This is a genomic window from Culturomica sp. (assembly GCF_003524185.1).
Classification (GTDB): Bacteria; Bacteroidota; Bacteroidia; order Bacteroidales; family Marinifilaceae; genus Culturomica; species Culturomica massiliensis.
In genome coordinates, this window is record NZ_DOED01000011.1 from 1 (window position 1) to 22228 (window position 22228).

At 43.3% G+C, this 22228-nt stretch carries 15 protein-coding genes; 1 reads left to right on the top strand and 14 read right to left on the bottom strand.

What is annotated here, in order from left to right; translation table 11 throughout:
- Positions 1–331: 331 nt before the first annotated feature.
- The 11 genes from DD657_RS04425 to DD657_RS04475 form a co-directional block, all read right to left on the bottom strand.
- Positions 332–781, bottom strand: a complete 450-nt coding sequence (locus DD657_RS04425; RefSeq protein ID WP_287048672.1) for a hypothetical protein — start codon at positions 779–781, stop codon at positions 332–334.
- Entirely contained in the window at positions 738–1022 is a 285-nt protein-coding gene (locus DD657_RS04430) for a hypothetical protein (protein WP_287048674.1), read from the bottom strand. The genes DD657_RS04425 and DD657_RS04430 overlap by 44 nt, the downstream gene beginning before the upstream one ends.
- A gap of 57 nt (positions 1023–1079) precedes the next feature.
- A complete protein-coding gene (locus DD657_RS04435) occupies positions 1080–1844 on the bottom strand; it encodes an RHS repeat domain-containing protein (RefSeq protein WP_287048676.1) in 765 nt (254 codons plus the stop codon).
- A 106-nt stretch (positions 1845–1950) separates the two neighbouring features.
- Complete coding sequence (locus DD657_RS04440) at positions 1951–2526, bottom strand: hypothetical protein (RefSeq protein ID WP_287048677.1); 576 nt, start codon at positions 2524–2526, stop codon at positions 1951–1953.
- Between the two features lie 29 nt (positions 2527–2555).
- A complete protein-coding gene (locus DD657_RS04445) occupies positions 2556–5714 on the bottom strand; it encodes an RHS repeat domain-containing protein (RefSeq protein WP_287048679.1) in 3159 nt (1052 codons plus the stop codon).
- Between the two features lie 69 nt (positions 5715–5783).
- Positions 5784–8921, bottom strand: coding sequence for an RHS repeat domain-containing protein (locus DD657_RS04450; protein WP_287048681.1), 3138 nt, complete (start codon positions 8919–8921; stop codon positions 5784–5786).
- A 346-nt stretch (positions 8922–9267) separates the two neighbouring features.
- The gene (locus tag DD657_RS04455) at positions 9268–11457 is read right to left on the bottom strand and encodes a patatin-like phospholipase family protein (protein ID WP_021988640.1); all 2190 of its coding nucleotides are present in this window, start codon (positions 11455–11457) and stop codon (positions 9268–9270) included.
- Between the two features lie 126 nt (positions 11458–11583).
- The gene (locus DD657_RS04460) at positions 11584–12858 is read right to left on the bottom strand and encodes a TolC family protein (protein ID WP_068689315.1); all 1275 of its coding nucleotides are present in this window, start codon (positions 12856–12858) and stop codon (positions 11584–11586) included.
- Between the two features lie 107 nt (positions 12859–12965).
- Entirely contained in the window at positions 12966–16010 is a 3045-nt protein-coding gene (locus tag DD657_RS04465; protein ID WP_021988638.1) for an efflux RND transporter permease subunit, read from the bottom strand.
- Between the two features lie 9 nt (positions 16011–16019).
- Positions 16020–17069 carry an efflux RND transporter periplasmic adaptor subunit gene (locus DD657_RS04470; RefSeq protein ID WP_068689312.1) on the bottom strand — a complete coding sequence of 350 codons (1050 nt, stop codon included), beginning with the start codon at positions 17067–17069 and terminating at the stop codon, positions 16020–16022.
- A gap of 23 nt (positions 17070–17092) precedes the next feature.
- Entirely contained in the window at positions 17093–17707 is a 615-nt protein-coding gene (locus tag DD657_RS04475) for a TetR/AcrR family transcriptional regulator (RefSeq protein WP_021988636.1), read from the bottom strand.
- A gap of 501 nt (positions 17708–18208) precedes the next feature.
- Here DD657_RS04475 and DD657_RS04480 point away from each other — a divergent pair.
- The gene (locus DD657_RS04480) at positions 18209–19396 is read left to right on the top strand and encodes an OmpA family protein (RefSeq protein WP_021988635.1); all 1188 of its coding nucleotides are present in this window, start codon (positions 18209–18211) and stop codon (positions 19394–19396) included.
- A 60-nt stretch (positions 19397–19456) separates the two neighbouring features.
- Here DD657_RS04480 and DD657_RS04485 read toward each other — a convergent pair whose 3' ends face one another.
- The 3 genes from DD657_RS04485 to DD657_RS04495 form a co-directional block, all read right to left on the bottom strand.
- The gene (locus tag DD657_RS04485) at positions 19457–20191 is read right to left on the bottom strand and encodes a tetratricopeptide repeat protein (RefSeq protein ID WP_287048684.1); all 735 of its coding nucleotides are present in this window, start codon (positions 20189–20191) and stop codon (positions 19457–19459) included.
- 107 nt (positions 20192–20298) lie between these two features.
- On the bottom strand, positions 20299–20757 hold the full coding sequence (gene msrC / locus DD657_RS04490; protein ID WP_082989214.1) for a free L-methionine (R)-S-oxide reductase MsrC: 459 nt from the start codon (positions 20755–20757) through the stop codon (positions 20299–20301).
- A 10-nt stretch (positions 20758–20767) separates the two neighbouring features.
- Entirely contained in the window at positions 20768–22222 is a 1455-nt protein-coding gene (locus DD657_RS04495; RefSeq protein ID WP_021988626.1) for an aminoacyl-histidine dipeptidase, read from the bottom strand.
- Between the last annotated feature and the right edge of the window lie 6 nt (positions 22223–22228).

A 22228-nucleotide genomic window follows, 5' to 3' on the forward strand; every position in this document is an offset into this window, starting at 1 on the left:
AAACACCGGATTTATCAGAATAACAAAAAAATTTACATTATAAAAAACACAAAAATCCAGACAGAATTTCTGCCGTGAAACCTATATTTCAAGCTATCGTTTACTTGAATATAATAATTCTTATCTTACAATTTATAATAGTAAATTTTTTGTGTAATCACATAACAATATAATATAAAAGATAATAATTTTTAAGTAAAAGACTTTACTACTGAAATTCAGTCAATAAATCCTATCTTTTTCCTAAGGAGAAAGAAAGAACGGGATTCAAAAATGAATCTCGTTCTTAATATTTAAAACAAGCCAATTAAAACTGCCTCTTGTTTAATTATTATTCAACTTTTTCCTCGTAATATGCAGGATAAACAGGAATTAATCGACAATAACTACTATCCGATTGAAATTTACTATAAATTTCCAAAGCATTATCAAAATACGAAACGTATTCATTCCAATTTGCTTCTGTCAATCGTAAATCATTGCAATTTTGATATACAAAATCTGCATCCAATATTAAATCGCCATTCCAATCACGGTAAATTCTAAATCGAATTGTATCTGTCTTAATATCTACCAATTCCACCCAATTACCACCATCACAACCGCCTTTCCAAACAGCAGAAATAGGAACATTTACAGGTTTTTTCCATTCTTCACATGGTTGCTTGAACTTCCAATTAAAGAATAAAATCGCACAAATAATAGCTATTATAATTCCTGCAAAAAAATATAACAATTTAATCTTTATTATCTTTAATCTTAATTTTTGCATCTTTTTCATTGCCTGTTCCGATTATAATAGTTTTTGTTTTAGCATTATATTGAACTCTTGCATTTCCCTCTTCCTGATACTCATCAACAATATTTACAGGACTATTGATTATACTACTTGGTTTATCAACGCTTTTATCTTGCGTAATAACGTTTTCAGCAAAAGTTGCACAATTATTACTTATTATAGAATATTTTTTTCTATCTGGGTCACTGTTTTCTGACATTTTACCTTTGGCGTAGTCATTCATTTCTTTGAATTTATCGCTTATAATATAAGCGCCCTCTATATCTCCACCGTGTCCTGATTAATCAGAAAGTTGTTTCATTACTTTGTTTAAACTTTCGATGGTAGGTTTTCCGTCTTTTCCTATAACGACATTTGAAATTGTAACAGTTCTTACTAAGCCTTTACCCTCTTTATCGTATCTTCCATATTCATAGTATTTTGTCAGACCTGTTTTATTGTCAATCAATAAAACTCCTGCGTGTCCAGTAAATGGAATTCCGTTTGCTCTGTATTTTGGAAAAGCAATATAAATCGCATCCCGCCCATCCGGGTCAATCATATTTATCGGATTATTCCCACAATATACATACGGACTCAAACCGTAATACTTTTCAGACAAGGGGTCCGTCGTAAACCACCGCCCCAAGGATTGGTCGTACATGCGGGCGCCGTAGTCCAGATAGCCCAGGCCGCCGACCGTCTGTAATTCCTTGCCGTTGTATTTAAAACGGTTTGCGGAAGACTGTGCCTGTTCGCTGTGGGGATGCCGGTGACCGAAGGCATAATAATCGTTCTCTTCCAGTAAACGGCCGTTGCCGTCTATAATCGCACGGATACTGCCCAGATGATCTTTCAGATGATAACAGATACCGCTGCCGCTCACCACTCCCTCACTGAAAAGACCGCATTCAAAAACAGAAGAACTACCTCTAACCCGGTAAACCAGGTTTCCCACATAAGCATAACCGTTGCCGTCACTGTCCCATACCCTTAACTTAACTCTGCCGTAACTGTATTCATAACCAGCTATAATCGTACCACCTTCCCTGACATTGTGTAACAAATGTAGAAGATTATATTCAAAATTCAAATTTATTTGAAAAGACCCAAAAAATATATAGATTAAAAAATCCCGGCAGAAATTCTGCCGGGAATAGATTAAAAATGACCTATTGCTTATCATGCAATATCCCTTTACGACGAGGAGCTATATGTATCCATTCCCCATCTTCATTTGGACGACCCAGAAAATCAATATTCAAATCGGGAGAAGGTTCCAATTTACGAACGTAACGTTCATTTATAACAAAATAAAAATGACTGTTACGAAAAAGCGTTTCCATAAAATTAGGAATCGTAGAATAATTGCCTCTGTTATAGAGATATTCCAGCCAATCGTTTCCATACATAAACTGACGCGTTTCAAAACTATGGGGAGGAATATTTAAAATACGATGAGCTTCCATTTCAAGCGTATCACCCTGATATATACCATAAGCTCCGTTCAAGCGGGAAGGATGCCTGCTAGGAATGCTAGGATCTTCCGGATATTCCCGCATAAAAATACGCACAACACTATCACTATGATTCTCTATGGTGATATCCAAAAAAAGAAATCCCATAAAACTCTCTCCCAATGGATAATATTTATCCGGATATTGATCCGAATAGACTCGATCTATACGGATATTGATCTTATCAACCAAAGACTCCGGCTTACGACATCCGTGAAAACCAAAAAGCATTCCAAAAATTATAAAAAAAAGAAATCTGTTCATTTATACCAATATTTTAAAATTAAAGGACGCATCTGACGATAACGGTCCGGGTTCTCCTTTTTTACTATACCATAATATCTAGACAACATTTCTCCACGAAACAGAGGGGTACAATGTTTCCACGAAGCGTGTTTGAATTGCAATTCATAAGCCATATAATGAGTTCTCTTTGTTCTACTGAATCTCCTTATTCCATGTCCGGTATATTCGTGTACACCCAAAACATTTTCAATATGCTCGACTGTATTTAAATCACGTTGTACTCCGTCATCCATCTGATCTACAGATATGCGAAAATTTTTATTTCCGACTATATATGTCGTTATAGCATATTCAACACTAGAAGAAGGATCATTATATGTGTCATCCCCATTTTTTACGGCAACCTCGCCGCCATCCAACAGTGATACATCATAGCCCAATTGTTTCAATATATCCGTATATATACGGGAATAGGATTTAGCCGAAAGAGAAACCTTTTCCAAAGGCTTACTATTCTGAGGACTAAGTCGTTCCTTACTCTTAGGAGCGGCTGTTCGGCCTGTGACAATACGTACTGTTCCACGAAATCCTTCCTCATCTGTCCCTAAAAAAAATCCATCACTATCATAATACGGACTTGCCGCTCTCCCATCCGGGTCAATCATATTTAACGGATTATTCCCACAATATACATACGGACTCAAACCGTAATACTTTTCCGACAAAGGGTCCGTCGTAAACCACCGCCCTAAGGACTGGTCGTACATGCGGGCGCCGTAGTCCAGATACCCCAGGCCACCCACCGTCTGTAATTCCTTGCCGTTGTATTTAAAACGGTTTGCGGAAGACTGTGCCTGTTCGCTGCGGGAATGCCGATGACCGAAGGCATAATAATCGTTCTCTTCCAGTAAACGGCCGCTGCCGTCGACAATTGCGCGGATACTGCCCAGATGATCTTTCAGATGATAACAGATACTGCTGCCGCTCACTACCCCCTCACCGAAAAGACCGCTTTCAAAAACAAAAGAACTACCCGTAACCCGGTAAACCAGGTTTCCCACATAAGCATAACCGTTGCCGTCACTACCCCATACCTTTAACTTAACTCCGCCGTAACTGTATTCATAACCAGCCATAATTATACTACCTTCCCTGACATTATGTAACAAATTTAAAATATTGTATTCAAAATTCAAATTTTTTCGACTGTCTTTTGACAGGTTACCGTAAATGTCGTAGTCATAGCTGCCGCCGGATACATTCTTGCGCTCGTAAATATCGCCCGAAGCGACCACGGCCGATTCCGTCAGGCCGGACAAGCTGTTACCGTTGTAGCTATAGGCCAGATTGTCTACCAGAACACCGTTGCTGTAACGCTTCAATGATAATATATTGCCGTTTTTATCATAACCGATCCCCTGCTCCACATATTTATTTACCAAAACACCGTTTTCGTAATGGTTACCTCCGGTAAATCGGCCGGCTCCGTCATAAGAAAACGTATACAACTGTTCCGCTTTGCTACCGTAACGGCAACTCCATTCCGAAATATCTCCCCCATAAAGTCCCGGCCCTTTCTGTGCATTCTCATACCGCAATCCCAAACGGAAAAAAGAAGAACCCTGTTCCGTCAAACGGCCGCGTATATCATATGACAGGGTTTCCGTCGCCGCATTCTCCCCGTAACGGCGGACAGACAATCGACCCAATGCGTCGTATTCATAATCCACCTTGCCTTTATATACTCCGTTCAGGTATACCTTGCAACAAAGCAAACGACTTACATGGTCATAGTTATTGACTTTCTCCAAATTTGTGGTAACACCACCGACGGTATGAGTTTCACATTCCGAGGTCACATTACCCACAAAATCATAGGCATAATGATAACGGCTCACTCCGCCCAAATGGTTTTTCTCAACACGCTGTATCAAACGTCCTTTACTATCGTAATAAAAACAACGCTCGATATAACGTCCCGAAAGCCCCGGTTCCGAGACACTGTTACCGGACAGTATCCGCTCTTTCTCATACGTCTGTAACCCCACTACACGACTGTCATAAGCCGAAGCATAGCCTGTAGCAGCCACAAACCCCAATCCATTTACCGGGGGATAACTGTCGTAACAACGCTCCGTCAGTACAATACTGCTACCGCTGCCGTAACGGTACGACTCTTGTAACAGACGGTTATGGTTATCATAACTCAACATAAAATGCCGGTCTCCCTGGTCACGGCTGACAGGAAGTCCGGCAGCATTGTAACCGATCTTTTCCGTCACCACACCGGGAAGCATACGCTCCGTAATATTTCCCCGCTTATCGTAATTATAGCGGTAACAATAGGCCGATAAAGAAGCAGAAGAGATTACGGCACTACCTCCGAGCATCGGTGGAATCACACAAACCAGACGATCCAGCACATCATAAACGTAATAGGTATCCAAAGCTTCCCCGGAAGAAGCATAACAGCGCTCCAGTACCGCATCGCCCCGAAAATTGGTAAATACGATGCGACGGCGGTTATCTTCTCCAGATATTTCCTGACGGTACAATGTGCCGGCAGCAAAATACCCCGGGCTACTCACACTGCCGTTAGCATAAACATACCGGCGGACCTCATTTCCGCTGTTCAAGCTATAATTGTAACGAACCGTATGCCCGCCGGACAAGCGGTAGGGGGCTCCGGGCCGGCTGCTTTCCAGCAAACGACCGGCACCCGATTCCTCGTAACGGCGCTCACTGTACGCGTAAGCATTACCGCCCGAAGAACCGTATAGTCCACCATAATAGTTGTTTTGCGCCGATTGTGCACCGGTATTGTAAATCCCCTTATCCGTACCGCCTGCATAAGGAAGATAGGATTTTACCTCTTCACGCCCGTAGAAATCAGGTGAAACGGGTGTAATCAAATCCTGACGGCCCGGATTCGCTCCGGATTCCACCACCTGCACACAACGCCCCAACCCGTCGAAATAGCTGATCGTCGCTTCCGATCCCGACAAACCCAAACGATGATTTACAAAAGTTACCCCAAAATGCGGACGATAACGGATCGTATAATTGCGATCGGCAGAAGGCGTTATCGTATGCAACGGAAGAGGCTCAAGATCGGTTTGAGCCAGCACCCAAAAGCCCCGAAACAAAAAAAACAGAAAAAAAACGATTTTCATAACGATAAAATATTAAATGAAAAAAATTCCGATAATCTCAAAAAAGTTCTCCCCTGTGAAGGCAATCCCCTATTCTTTTAAATGGTATTCATATTGTTCCACAATATTCCCGTCCTCGTCTTTCACCGATAACAAACGTCCGCAGGAATCATAACCATACATCTGTTTCCGGCCCGAAGGATCGGTAACCGACGTCAGACCGGTAAAAGGAAGATAAGTATACAAGGTGACCAAAGCTCCCGGTAAAGCCGCACGCAGACCTTCCAAACGATTCTGATCGCTTGCCGTCGGTTCGGCAGCCATCGCCATCGCGTTTACAACGGAAGTACCTCCCATTGCTGAAACCACCGCCGGATAAGACGCATTCTTAATTTCGGCGACCGGATACAGCCCGTTATGACTCCACAGATAACAGGTCACAGGCTCTCCCGTCCTGGTCATACTGGCAGGACAACCGTTCACGTCATAAGCAGTGACGGTTTTACGGTCGGTTTCGACGTCTTCCACCTGACGATAGACCGTAGACGGCACGGTTATTGTCTTACCACCGCAGGCTACTTGCGTATAATTATAGGTAACAGCCGCTTTTTTCACTCCGTCGATAGAAAACTTTTCTTCTTTCAAAGCCGACAAATTATGAGCACCGATCAGATAAAAATCGGTTGCATACGTATATTCCCGTTTGTACGTCTTGCCGTTACAGGTATAAGACTCACTCCGCAACAATGCCGAATTACCGATATCGGCAAGCTGTATTGTATCGGGAATAAGCGGTCTGTCGATCGAACCGGCGCTCCGGACCGACATCAATAGGGACGTTCCCGGATCGCCGGGATCGGTCGGATCCTTCGGACGCTCAGGAGTAACCGGATGTAAAGTATCTATAGGCCGGTCGATTCCGGGGTTCTCCGGCACCAAAGGCGTATAATTGGCAAAAGGGTCTGTTTCGGCAATCGGAGTACCCGGATTCTTTTGGGGCGAAACGGTATAATATGCATAGTCCCAGCGTTCCCGCAGCGTATCGCTCCCGAAAATCTGCTTTTTCGTCGTCGATTTCAACTTGCAATACCCGTTGTAAAGATTTACATCGAAATAAAAGAAATCATTTACGCTTTTGAAATCTTCCGAATACTGCCCATTGGTCCGGTCCTGTATCGTGTAAACGATACCTTGTACATAAAGTCCTACCTGCAATTCTTTCAAATCGAATTTCTCGTATTCATGGGTTTCTATCTCCACCGGTTTAAAGATTCCGTTTTCTTTTTTATACATTGTACGCCGGATAAGTTTATCGTAAGCCCAATTCGATTCCAGAAAATATCCCGGTATAAATTGTAACTTATAAGGAGCGCACTGGGAAGCCAGGGAACAACCGAAACCGCTCCCCAGATACCGCCGGTCTTCAGATCCTTCGAACGGATAGGAAGGTACATGCGGCCATCCGGCATAAACGAAATGGTTGCGTCCGTAACGCGGGTTGTATTCGTAATCCGTCCGGATCGTATCCCCGCTTCCGGCTCCGGTGGTCAATTCCGATACCCGCCCGTAATATACCCGGGCATTTTCCAGGGATAAGCCGGGCAAAACACTGCCCGAAGAATAAGAATTCGATTGCGACACCATAACCCGTTCAAAAATGGTACCGACACTTTTTATCCCGCTTTGAGTCAGAAAGCAACTGGCATTAACTTTTGTAAAATCTATCGACGTGAAACTGTCGTAATAATTGAAACTCCGTTTGCGTAATAAGGTTCCGTCCGATTCATACTGACCGATTTCCTTGATCCGGACACCGATAGATACCGGACCGATGACCGGTTCATCATGCTGATTCGCTTCATAGACAAACTCCGTATACCCGCCCGTCGCATTCGTAATACGTTTCAAAGAATACCTTTCCGCATCGGAAAAAGAATAATCGTATTTCCCGGGGATCCGCACACTGCCGGTATTCAGAAAAGTCAGATTCTGGGTCTTGGAAGCTGTGTAATACCCAAAAAAATCCTGGGCAAAACGGGAAGAGATAGTTACACTTTCATCTATATATTTAAAACCGTAACGATCGGCAACACTACCGTCCGAACCGTAAACCGTCACTCCCGCCAGACGCAAACGCCCGTCTCCGAAATAACTGTTCTGATTCTGAAACACGGCATACTGCCGTAAAACCGAACCAGCATATACATCCATACGGCTTAACCGGGCTTTCAGGCCGTTATCCGTGCGGTCCTGCATATGTGTAAATACAACCTTCCCTCCTTTATAGCGTATTTCCGATAACACCTTACAATCGAAATATTCCACGGAACTCCAACCCAATATGTCCGGGGAATAATCCCCCACCGGGACATCCCCTAAAGCCGCGCTTGCCGAACCGGATATCGTATTGACCGGTAAACTACGCGACCACTGGCCTACATTCCGGTAAACAAATTCGATGGTCTCCGTTTTATTAAACGTTTCGATTTTTGTCAGATACCAGCTCGAAGTAGTCCTGTAATCCGTATTCACATATAAATTGGTCATTGAAGTCGCTACCGGATTTCGTTTCCCGATCCCTTCCGTTTCCGTAAAATAATACGCTGTACCGTCCGGTGTCGTTATTTTAAAATTGAATTTGGAATAGACCGCCGAAGGTACCGATAATACTTCTATTTTATTATCGGTAACCGGAATCTCGGTAATCTGTTTCGTATTGACATCATAGATAAACGAACCGCTTCCTCCCGGAAAATTGTAATAATACCGGTCGTAACCAGCCTCTTTTTCATGCCGCAACACCTGTTTCAGGTATGTATGCTCCTGCCGGTTTATAATACTGATCTGATCCCGCAAATCGAAAGAACGGGTATCATCAGGCTGGTTGTTGACCACACGACTGATCACACCTCCCGCCACCAGACTCCACCCCAATCCCGTATTACCTGAAACATCCTCCACTTTAATACCTCCCGCATGATAAGACAAACTCAACGGCAATGACAGTTCCCGCAATTTTACAGTATAAAGCGGAACCGATATTTCCGGTATACCCGTACTGTAAGACACCGGATAGTCCACATAACGGATCAATTGAGCCGGCTCAGGGGTCGGTAACGAAAGATTATCCTGCTGGATTTTCGGCAGATCGTACAATTGGTTTAACTGCTGTCCATACCCCCGGCAGAACAATAACATAGCACACGTAAAAAGTCCCAAAGTTTTCATAATTGAAAAGATTTAATAAATAATACAAAAAATAGATCAAGCATTGTCAGACAATTCGAACAATAAGGCAAATAACCTATCTTATTTCGTTTATCACGCGACACATCCGTTATTCAACCGGAACAACACAAAAGCTGCATAATTCATGATAACCGGTTTTTCTGTACTAAATTTAAAGTACAAAAGCCAAAAAAATTCAGACAGGCAAAAACAAAAACCTTATCACTTCACTTATAACAATCTGATTATCAAATGCATTTTTAACAAAAACCTTATCAATATAAATCCGGCCCTTTTTTCTTAAGAAAAAAGGGCCGGAAATTCACAATTTCAGGTTTCGACCTGTTTAAAAATAATACCCGAGATTAAAATAGAAACCCAGCTTATCGGTATAATCGGACATATTGAAACTGCAACCGATGGGCCCGACAGCCGTATCATAAGAATAACCCACACTTCCGCCCCAGATCCCCCGGTCACCGAGGATATCGAAAAAATTATCGTTCTGTAAAGCAAAATTTCCGGTCACAAACAGATAATGGCGGCTTCCCATACGCTGACGGAATTGCAACCTGGCCACCATCAATGATTTTTCAAAGACTTCGATATGGCTGATACCTTCGAACGGAAGCTGCTGTGCCATATAACGGCCTTCTACCTGCCCTCCCATGTAATTCAGATAAGGATAAGGCACGTAATTACCGATCAACACACGCCCGTATACAGAAGGCAACATCTTAAAACGGTTGGAAAGCGATACGACACCCGTGAATCCGGCACTCAAAGCCGAACAGGGAGCATGTCCGTCCAGCCGGACAAAATTATCGGTATGCAACGAATAAGCAGCCTCAAAAGACAATCCCCGGGTCGGATAATATTTTCTGTCATACGTTTCCAAATGAGCCAAGGCAAAATAGCTAATGTATCCTTTCGATATGGCATCCGTACCCTGACTATCCTCCTTATATAAAAAAGGATCATAATCGAAATATTCATACCGCACCCCCACCTGGAATTTGAAATTCCGGAAATAAAGATCGGACAAACTGGCTTCTCCCAAATGATAGCGGTAAGTAATGCTGTTACTTTTACTTCCTTTGTCATACAGATTAAAATCATTGTACCGAAACATATAAGCCAGATTCAAACGCCGTAAAAAAGGATTTTCCAAAGCATAGTCCAATCGGATATAAGGATTTTTATTCAAACGGGCAGTCAGAGAAAACTTGGACCCTCCCAAAGCTTTATAATTGAATTTGGTATTCAATAAAATAGCAGCCATTTCTTCCGTATCGAAACGGAAACCGAGATTCACAACATCCATATGCTTTTCCGTCAGCAACAATTCCAGAACGTATTCCGGCCCCCCGAGCAAACGATAGGTTACTCCGGAAAAAGCTTTTGTCCCATACAGAGAAGCGATAGCTCTATGCAACCCGGTCAGGGTAATCCCTTCATTTTCCTGTATCCGGATATTCCGGCGCAATCGTTTGGCCTCGTCTTCGGATACCCCTTTCAGCACGATCGAACGTATAAAAAAGGTATCTTCCTGTATCTGCCTGGGTTTCCGTACTACCTCCTCCGTTATTCCGATTTCCTTCTTCAAAGCCATCAGCTTTTCCCACTGCGCCTCGGCAGCCCTCTTGCCTCTGACAATCAGCGTATCAACGGCCTGCGGATTAAAGCTGGCAGCCGAATATTCATTAATATCCGGCTTTATATACAAATCCGTCAATGCATAATTTTCTTCGAACTTATTTAAACACATCAGATTAATCAACTGTCCCATCACCTCCGGAAAAGTATTTAACTTATCGCTCTTCCGCAAGTCAGCCTGTACATCCACTCCGATAATGATATCTGCTCCCATAGCCTTGGCTACATCTGCCGGAAAATTGTTGACAATACCGCCGTCCACCAATACCATACTATCCAGATGTACCGGAGTAAAAAAGCCCGGAATCGCCATACTGGCCCGCATCGCCTGCACCAGATTCCCCTTATTCAATACCACCTCCTGTCCGTCTACGATATTTGCTGCAATACAGGCAAAAGGAATGGGCAACCGGTTAAAATCCAACGAATCATGATATCCCAATGTCAAATCTGTAAAAAGATTGTAAACGTTCTGCCCGGCAACAAACCCGGCCGGAACACGCCTTTCCTTCCCTTTACCGAAAGAAAAAGAAAAAACATATTTTTCTGTAGCTTCCTTTTCCATAAAAGGCAGATAATCCCGCTTCACCTTATCGCTCAACAAAAAAGTCCAGTCCTGTTGCCGCACCAGCGTATCCAGTTCCTCTCCGGTATAACCGATGGCATACAATCCGCCAACAATAGATCCCATACTGGTACCGACCACATAATCAATAGGGATTCCGGCTTTTTCCAACACTTCGATTACTCCGATATGGGCTATTCCTTTCGCCCCGCCTCCACTCAACACCAGTCCCACTTTTTTCCGCCCGGCAAAAGAGTCCGAAAATACAATCGACAAACCGATCATAAGGATGACCGACAGATACTGCTTTTTCATGGTTTACAATTTATTTGCTCTAAAAAACAAATATAGAATAAAATCAGTAAAGACACAGAAGTAATCCTCTGTGTCTTTACTATTGAATAATCCGTTTCCCGATTTACACGACATCCAGCGCCGGTATCAATGACTGATAGCTTTGTTATAATCTGCCAGGGAAACTTTCTGTTGCAGCCAGGTTTGAATCAAACTGCTATATGATTGAATCCAGGTCACCTGTGCCGAAAGCACATCGATAATCGGCAATTTTCCTTCCGTATAGCTGAACGTATTCAACTCCAGGTTTTCTTCTGCTATCCGGCAGGCTTCTTCAGCCACCGCTATCTGTTTTGTATTTTCGGTCAGGTTTGTCCAGGCATTACTGACTTCCAGGGTAATCTGATCCTTTGTAATTTGCAGGTCATACTCCTTGCTATGCAACATGGCCCGCTGTACATTCACCTCTTTACGATGAGCCCCCCACTGGAAAACCGGAATACTCACCGAAGCAAAAGCAACCGTATTCCACATTGTCGAACCGTCGATATTCAGCATCTGTGTGCCCCAGTTTTCCTTTAATCCAACCGCCAGGGAGGGCAAATATTTGCTACGGGTCAGATTAACCTGCCGCTTCTGATATTCAATATTCAACCCGGCAATCGTATATTCGGGCCGGTTTTCAAAAGCGGCTTCCGCTCCGATTTGAGGAGGCAGTGCCAGCAACATACTGATACTGTCGGTAATATAAACCTCATTCATCGGTAACTCCCCCATCAATACATTCAGATTCTGCAAGGCCACCTGAAATTGTTTAAAAGCATTACTTCTCTGCAACTCAGCATCCTTTAAACGGGCCTGTACCTGCAAAAGATCGGTTTTGCTGATATATCCGTCATTAAAACGGTCCGTCAGCACCTTCTCCAGTTCTCCGATAATCTTCACATACTGATTCATAACCCGGTACAGGTCTTTCTTGGCCACCGTCGACCAATAATTAACATCGGCGGCATACAGGATATTATCGACGGTCAGTTCTTCCGCTTTCTCGGCTATATTTTTCTGTACCTCGGCAGCCTTATAGCTGTTCCGGACAGCCCCGCCGCCATATAAGGTCTGTGTCAATCCGGCTTCGACACTGTAAGTTTCGTTCGCCATCGGAACCTTGACTCCGCCGAAATCCATATCGTAGTCATTGATACGGTATTGTACATTCCCAGAAACATTCACCTGTGGCAGATAAGCCGTTTTAGCCGTCTTCATCGCTTCCTGCATAGCTATGCGCTGTTCGGCACTCTGCTTGATCTGCTGGCTGTAATTCAGTACCTTTTGCCTGTACTCACCAACTGTCAGCGAAGTTGTCTGTGCAGCCAGCGGTAAACCGCCCAGCCAGCAACAACTGTATATGATCCATTTTTTCATACGTTACATTTATTATATTTCTAATTTTCAATTTACGATCAACAACCTATTATCAGTCACTTCTACAGCCAACTGCCAAAAATCGCAAATCAACAATCTATAATCAATTACCGGTCAATACGTATCTTATAAAAAATACAATAGGTTACCGGCAAAACAAACAAAGTCAGCATTGTCGCCACAAACAGCCCCCCCATAATCGTCGCAGCCATCCCGGCAAACATAGCGTCCCACAACAAGGGCAACATACCCAGAATCGTCGTACCCGACGCCATCGTCACCGGCACAATACGGGTTTTCGTTGCCTGTACCACAGCCTGTACCGGTTCTTTACCCGATTCGAGTTCTATTCCGATCTGATCCACCAGTACAATCGCATTCTTGATATTCATACCGATCAACCCCAATAATCCCAGCATGGCAAAAAAGTCCATCGATTTGCCGAATCCGATCAATCCCCACACCACGCCGATAAAAATCAGAGGCAACATCAGCATAATCACAACCGGACTCCGGTAATTTTTAGGAAACAGTAATAATAAGGTAAGATAAATCAACAAAAACATCAACGGAATATTTTTTCCCAAAGCAGCCATCGAAGTATCCTGTTGTTCCTGATCTCCGAAATATTTCATCTTATACCCCTCAGGCATCTGTACCTGAGTTTGTACACTGGTCAGCACCTGCTGAAAAGCAGCCATCGCATTCGCTCCCCGTTTCGGATCACATTGCATCATCAGGCAACGTTCCCGGTTGTACCGTTTGATAACGCTATAATCGTATTCCAATTTAAAATTATCGGTCACCTGTTCCACTTTTATCGACTTCCCTTTTGAACTGAACACAGGTAACGTACGTATATCCTGCGGATTTATGGAATCCTGATCGGATATTTTCATCAGAATCGGCATAAATACATCACCTTCCCGGTATTCGCCCAAAGGAACTCCATTGGTAGCCGCTTTCAAGGAATACGCCACCTGCTGACGGGTAATCCCCAAACGCAACCCTTTTTCCTGCGAGAACATCGGTTTCCATACAGGTACAGGTGTTCCCCAGCTACTCCTCACTTCCATCACCTCGTCGCATTCACGGGCGATAGCTTTCGCCCTCTCACACAAGGCCACCAGGGTATCGATATTTTCTCCGATAAATCCGATTTCAATCGTCGCCTCCGGCACGGGCGACAACATGAACAAAGACGAACGGGTCAGTACATTCGGATAATTGCGGAGCATATAATCGTAAAACTCCTGCTCCATAGCAGGGGAATCTTTCGGATCGTGTGTTTCTATCAGCACATTGGCAAAATTGGGAATAGGTCCGAAAGAAGAACTGGCCAGGTAGTAACGCAAAGGCGAACTCCCCATCGTCACGGAAAAGGACTTCACCTTCGGATCCTGTTTCAGGTATTCTTCTATCTGAAACACATTCTGTTCCACATCCCGTATACCGTAGCCATTCGGAAATATCAGATCGGCGCGCATATACGGTTTATTCATCAAAGGGAAGAAACTCTGCGGCATCAAAGCCATAACAACCAAAGAAAATATCAACACTGCAATAACCGTAAACAAAGTTATAAAGCGATGATGAATCAATTTATGCAATACTCCTTCGAACCTGTGATAAAATTTCGTATCATAGGGATCGGACTTTACTTCAGAGGTATTCTCTTTCAATATGAAATTCCCGAAAGTCGGTGTCTGGGTCAATGCCAATATCCAGCTAAGTCCGAGAGATACGGCCAACACGATAAATAAAGGCTTTACGATTTCAGCCACGGAATCGGGAGCCAGAAACATCGGTAAAAAAGAACAAACTGCAATAAAAGTCGCACCGAGCAGTCCCCATTGAGGTCCCGTAGCCCCTGCGATCAAAGCTCTGTATCTGGACATGCCCCGTTTGATTCCGATCTGGGCATTGTCGGTCACCACAATGGCATTGTCAACCAGCATACCCATGGCTATGATAAACGCAGCCAGAGAAGTACGGTTCAGGCCTACTCCCAGAAACAACATAATCAACAAGGTGCCCGTCACTGAAAACAACAGAGAACTCCCGATCAGCATACCGGCCCGGGCTCCCATCACGATAAATATAATAGCGACAACAATCAATAAAGATTCGATCAGATTCAGGATAAACCCGTTATTCGCTTCCCGGGCGATTACATTCTCCGGATAAATCGACACCACATCCATGCCGACGGGTATTAATTTCTCCAACAAATGCAAACGTCCGGCCACCAAATCCCCGACAGCAACTACGTTATCCTCAGCCCCGGAAGCGACCCCGATGCCGATAGCCCGTTTACCGTCCACCCGCATCAGATTGGAAGGCGGATCGAGGTACCCCCTTTCAACGGTAGCTATATCCCCCAACCGCACCTCATTACCTTCCTTTGTAATAATCAACTGATTGCGAATATCGTCCAGATCTTTATAAGTACCGTCGGCCACAATCTTTAACTGGAAGCTCCCGGCATTGATTTCCCCCGTATTTACCTGCAAATTCTGTGTCTGTAAAGTCTGGGCGATCAGGTTGGGATCGAGCCCGAGAGCAGACAATTTGGGTACGGAAAACCGTACATACACAACCTCTGTCTGTTCCCCGAACAACTGAACCTTTTGTACCCCTTCAATCGGGGTCAATTCCGTCTTTATTCTCTGCGCCCAGTCCCGCAACTCTTTATACGAAAAGCCCTCATCGATGGTAAGCGCATAATAAATACCGTACACATCCCCGAAATCGTCGCTGACGGTAATATCCGAAGCCCCCTGGGGTAATTTCGGACGGATATTCAACACCTTACGCCTCAACTCATCCCATTTCACAGGCATACGCTCTGGTTTAATGGTCGGTTTCAACTCGATGCTGATTTTAGAAATTCCGTAATACGATTCGGATTTGATCTGTTTTACTTCCGACATCGACTGGATTTCCCGTTCGATGGGTTCGGTTATCAATTTTTCCACTTCCGAAGCCGTAGCTCCCGGATACTGGGTGATCAGCACCGCCTGTTTGATAACAAAAGGTGCGTCCTCTTTTTTAGGCAATTTAAAAAACGAAATGGTACCTCCGATCAGCATGATAATCAGAAAAAAATACACTACTTTCGTATGCTCTAGTGAATATTTTGGAAGATTCATATGCTGCTCTTATTCTGTTAACACATTTACCGGCTGTCCGTCTATCAAACGGGTCGTCCCCGCAATCACCACTTTTTCATCCGGATTCAGTCCTTCTGTAATAATAATCATATCTTTATCCACCAATCCGCCTTCCTTCACTACACGCTGCTCCACTTTACCGGCCGCATCGTTATATACGAACACCCGTTTCTCTTTCGTCCGGGGATCCATAAAAACGGATGTCAAAGGCACCTGCACATAATTTGCATATCCCTCCCGGGATATTTTCAACACCACACGGCAAGAAAAACCGGTAGCGACTTTGTAATCATTCAGATTGAAATCCGGATCGTCTACATAGAGAGATACGGGAACTCCCGAACCGTCGGGAGAAGCTTCGATATACTCTTTCACTTTCGCCTTAAAGAATCTTCCGCGGTAATTTTCGAATTCCACGGCAATTTGGGGCGAAGCGAGCAAATACTGCATATTATTTTCCGGCAATGTAAATTTAACCAATAACTTATTCGGATTGATCAAACATACGATTCCCTGGCCTGCCTGCACTTTCTGATAATTTTCCACATATTTTTTCTGAATAAAACCGTCGAAAGGTGCCAGCAGTTTTGTCTCGTCCAATATGTTCTTTGCATTTTCATAAGCCGCCTTTGCATTGGCATAGCTGGCCTGTGTCGACTCATAATCCTGGTGCGAAATCGCCTGCTTTTTAATCAGTTTTTCCGACCGCTCCATCTGAGATTTAGCCGTCATATATGAAGACTTTTTAGCTTCATACTGTAGACGGAAGTCCAAAGGATCCAACACGGCAACAACCTGTCCTTTCTTCACCCGCTGCCCTTCTTCGACATTCAGGGCAATCAACGGTCCCGACATCTTAAAAGCCAGATCACTGAACTGATCCGGAGAAACGACACCACTGAAAGATTTTTCCACCACATTCAAAGGAAGTGCTTTCGTCACTTTTACCGGACGAGGACCGCTTTCCTTCACTTCCGGCTGTTTACACGACACAATACAAGCCGCACACATCAACCCAAATACTAATTTACCACGCATAATTTTTAAATTATTTCAAACATTTATTCATTCTTCTTACTCAAATAATTGTCAACCAGCTCCAAACCTTTCTGAGTCGCCATACCCCTGGCAAAATTTATAACAATTGTTTCAAACACCTCCGAAAACGAAAAGTTGTATTCTTCGATTTTTTCGAAATTCATCAGGATTTCGAATTGCGCTTGCAAAATCAATGCCAACAAACGACCGTTCAGTTCCGGACGCACATACCCTTCCCGAATCCCCTCCTCCGTCAAACGTATCAACCCCTCCGTATTCGATTTCCGGTTAGCTTCCAGATAAGGAAGTACCTTCGGATGGTATTTCTGTAAATCACGCATATAATTCCGGTTTACCCGCCGTATCGCTTGCGATATCCGGGCAAATTCCTTCAATCCCAATTCAAACGGATTCGTACAGGTAAGCGCCAGTTTATCCCGCTCTTCCCTGCTTTTCTCCTCCTGATATGCCAAAGTTTTCAACAGCAAGGCATCTTTATCCCTAAAAACTTCATACAATGTACGTTTAGAAATTCCAATATCCCCCGCAATAAAATCCATCGTTATCGATTTAATCCCGTGCATCAGAAAAAGTTCAGAAGCACGCTTTACAATCCTTTGTTCCAGTTCTGCATCCATATACCTTATTTTTTGAACCGCACAAAGGTAACCCGAAAACTTTAAAAACCAAAAAAGTTTTCAAATTTTATTTATTGTTTTCAGCCCGAAACAAGTCAAAATATAAAAGAATTACTATCGGCAAAAAGCAGGTCTAAACTTTAAATTTTTAATTATTCAGGGAGAGATAAACATCTGAATTACCAATATCGGTTATCATTTATCGATTTTTTATAACCGTAAATCAAAAATTGGGTCATTTATTAAAACTTATCTGAAAAAATCCCGTAACTCTTTTGAATTCGGGTTCTTTGACATTTTACAACAAGAACAGACCTTTAGAATAGTCATACATTTCAAAAATTTAAAGAACTAAATTCAAGGTATTTACGAAAAAGGGAAATAAGTCAACGGATTTAAAACAATAAAACAGGAAACAGATCACAAAGAAAAATTAGTTAAAGAAAGAAACCCTTGAAATTACCGTAACGTTATAACTGAAAACTAAACTAACGAAAAAAGATGAAAAAGAAACTAGTAATGTTATTAATCGCGTGGGTACCATTGTTGTCATTCGCGCAGGAAAGTACTGAAATAGTGGTACAGGAGAGGAACACTTCCTGGAGTGGCTATGTAACCAATGGTTTCTGGGACAATTGGTTTATATCCATCGGTGCAGGAGGTCAGGTTTATTTCGGACAAAATGACTCCCAGGGTAAATTCGGGAAACGCATTGCTCCGTCTTTCGATTTTTCCATAGGTAAATGGCTCGTACCTACCATCGGCTTACGTGCCCAGGTAAGTGGTTTTACATTAAAAGGATTCACCTATGATCCCAATAACATGTATGTAACAGGCAGTCCCGACAAAGACGGTTTGTACAAACAAAACTGGAAACAGTTCAATGTTCACGGAGACGTGCTTTTGAACCTTTCTAACTGGATCGGCGGCTATCGTACGGATCGTTTTTACGAAGCCGTTCCTTATTTAGGATTCGGTATCATGCATGCTTGTCGTTCTGCCAGTAACAATGTATTCACGGCAAATGCAGGTTTGATCAACAAAATGCGTCTTTCCGATGCTTTTGACCTGAACGTAGAAATCCGCGGTTCGGTATTTGAAAAGAAATTTGCCGGTGAACCGGGAGGTAAGAGAGCCAACGGTATCTTAAGCGTAACTGCAGGTTTTACCTACAAATTCAACGAACGTCACTTCCAACGCAGCATGCAACCGGTTGTTATGGCAGAAGACATAGCTCTGGCTGCTACAACACAACAACTGGAAGCAACACGTGCTCAGTTAGCCGAACAACAGGCGCACAACCGGAAATTACTGGAAGATCTCGACCGTACCAGAGCCATGAAACAAGACGTAAAAGTTGAAAAAGAAACAGTAATGGCTCCGTTAGCTATTTTCTTCACCATCAATCGTGCCAATATTACGGCCCGGGATAAAGTCAACCTGAAATATGTAGCAGAAACGATCAAGCAAAATCCGAACAAAGTCTATACCATTATCGGATATGCGGATAAAGCAACCGGAACACCTGAATTCAACATGCAACTCAGCCGTCAACGCGCCGAGAATGTATTCAAAATCCTGACCAAAGATTACGGTGTTAATCCGAATCAACTGAAAGTAGAAGCCAAAGGCGGTGTCGCCAATATGTTCGACAGCAACCCGCTTAACCGGGTAACCATCGTCGAATAAGACACAAATAAAAAAGAGCAGACCCGAAAATCTGCTCTTTTTATTTTATTCCCGAGTCTGTTATTTCATAGCATCTTTGATCTGTTTCGCCAATTCTTTTACATCCGTACTTTCGGGAGAAAGTTTGAGGGCCTGATTGACATAATCCAACGCTTTCTTGAAATTTCCTAAAGCTTTTTCTTTTTCTGATGCATATTTTTCTTTCTCTGTATTGGCAATCGGAGAAGCTTTCTGTAAAATAGCGGCACCGTTATTAAAATACAAAGAAGCCAAAGCCATAAATGCTTTTGATTTCAGGTCTACATTGGTAAGATTGGTAATTTTCACATAATCGGCAGCAGCAGCTTCCAGATTATTGTTTTTTTGAGCTTCCACTCCTTTTTTCAGATAATAAGAACCGTACATACTTTCCAATTTCACATTTCCCGGAACAGCTTTTAATCCCTCTTCCAATGTGGCCAGCATCTCGCCTTCTTTTTTCAGGTCCTCTTCAGCCTGAGCCTTACCCAAATAAGAATTGGCCACTTTATAATTCTTTTTTATGGCCATCTCAAAATATTTCTCGGCAGCAGCATAATTATTCATTTTGCTTGCAGCAACAGCCGCATTATAAATATAAGCCTTATCGCTAAAATTTACGATCTGCAGATACTTCTCGAAATTCGTAAAAGCCTCTGCATAATTTTTAGCCTTCCAGGCAGCGTTTCCTGCATTCTTTTCAGTAGCACCGGGATCCTGGGCAAAAGCTCCTAAAGCCATAAAACTCATCAAAAGTAACAATACTGTTTTTCTCATAATTTTTCTCTTTTGTATTTAACGAATTTGTATTTTTCCTTTGTGGCAACTAAGGTAATAATGTCAATAAAAAATTCAAAGCAGCATTAATTTTTTTTAACACAAAATTAATTACTATACAATAAAGACAGGATTTTACACAATCCCTGCTCATCCTCTTTATCGAAAGCATCCGGCCGGTCGCTGTCGACGTCCAGACACCCGAATACTTTACCTTCCCTGTCCCGTAACGGGATGACAATCTCGCTTTTCGAAGCCGAATTGCAGGCTATATGTCCCGGAAATTCTTCCACATTGGGAACAATAACTGTTTTCCCGGAACTCACGGCTGCCCAGCATACCCCCGTATGATGGCGCAATTTCTGACAGGCTACAGGTCCCTGATAAGAACGTACAAGCAATTCGTCATCCACCAATACATAAACACCGGTCCAGAAAAAAGTCTGCATTTTATGATGCAACACGGCTTCCATCGTCGCCAAACGGGCCCAGATATCTTCGGTCGTTACGATATATTGCTTGATCTGCTCGTATAGCCGATCGTATTTTTCCAATTTTTTCGACATGTCCTTACCCTCAATTTTCTCCGATATGTTCCAGAATATCGATCAAATGCCGCCACCACATCTCCACCGTTGCAATATTTACTTTCTCATCCGGAGAATGAACACCTCTCAATGTAGGACCGAACGAAATCATATCCATATCCGGATATTTTTCCAAAAACAAGCCACATTCCAAACCGGCATGAATGGAACGAACGATCGGTTCTTTTCCGAACAATTTCCGGTATGATGCGACGGCAATCTTCAACAAAGCCGAATCCGGATTGGGAGCCCAGCCCGGATACCCTTCTCCATGGGTTACTTTCGCATGGGCCAGACTGAATACAGAAGCAACCATATGGGCGATATTCATTTTTTCCGAATCGACATCACTTCGCTGAGAAGTTGTAATAAGCACGTTGTCATCCAGCATCTTCACTGACGCCAGATTCGTGGAAGTCTCCACCATTCCGGGCATACGGTAACTCATGCTGAAAACCCCGTGCGGACAGGCATACAAAGCATTCAACAACCGGGCAGTATAAATCGGGACCAACACCTGCTCCGGCAAATCCGTCGATTCCAGTTCCATCTTTAATCCGGGTTCGGTAAGCTTCCATACCGACTCCATCTCTGCCTGATACACATTGAAATCCACCCGTACCTGCTCTTTACACTTTTCGGAAAAGACAATGACGGCACTGGCTTCCCGGGCAATGGCATTTCTAAGGTTACCTCCCGAAAAATCAGCAATGCGAATACCGTATTTATGATTTAAATCCCATAAAAAGCGGTTCAATATCTTGATGGCATTCCCTCTCCCTTTATTGATATCATCCCCGGAATGTCCGCCCTGCAAACCTTTCACCGTTATTTTTACGGCAAATACACTTCCTATTGGAGCGTCCTTTTCCACCGGCATTTCGATAACGGTATCTATACCTCCGGCACACCCGATAAACAGTTCCCCCTCATCCTCCGAATCCAGATTCAACAACATTCTTCCTTCAAAAAATCCCGGCTTTAAAGCAAAAGCGCCGGTTAAACCGGTCTCTTCATCCACGGTAAAAAGGCATTCCAACGGTCCGTGCTTTATGGTATCCGAAGCCAATATCGCCAACTGGGCAGCCATCCCGATCCCATCGTCCGCCCCCAAAGTCGTCCCTTTGGCTTTTACCCATTCCCCATCTATATAAGGCTGAATCGGATCTTTATCGAAATCGTGAACCGTATCCGCATTTTTCTCACACACCATATCCATATGCGCCTGCAATACAACGGTAGGCGTCTGTTCCATACCTGCCGAAGCCGGCTTTATAATCAACACATTTCCTGCTTCGTCTTTTTTAGCTTCCAATCCCTGCTCTTTCGCAAAATTCAGTAAATAGGCAGCGATCTTCTCTTCTTTTTTCGAAGGGCGTGGAATCTGGCATATCTCCTCAAAATAATGCCATAAATCTTTCGGTTGTAATTCTCCAAATTTCATAAGTAA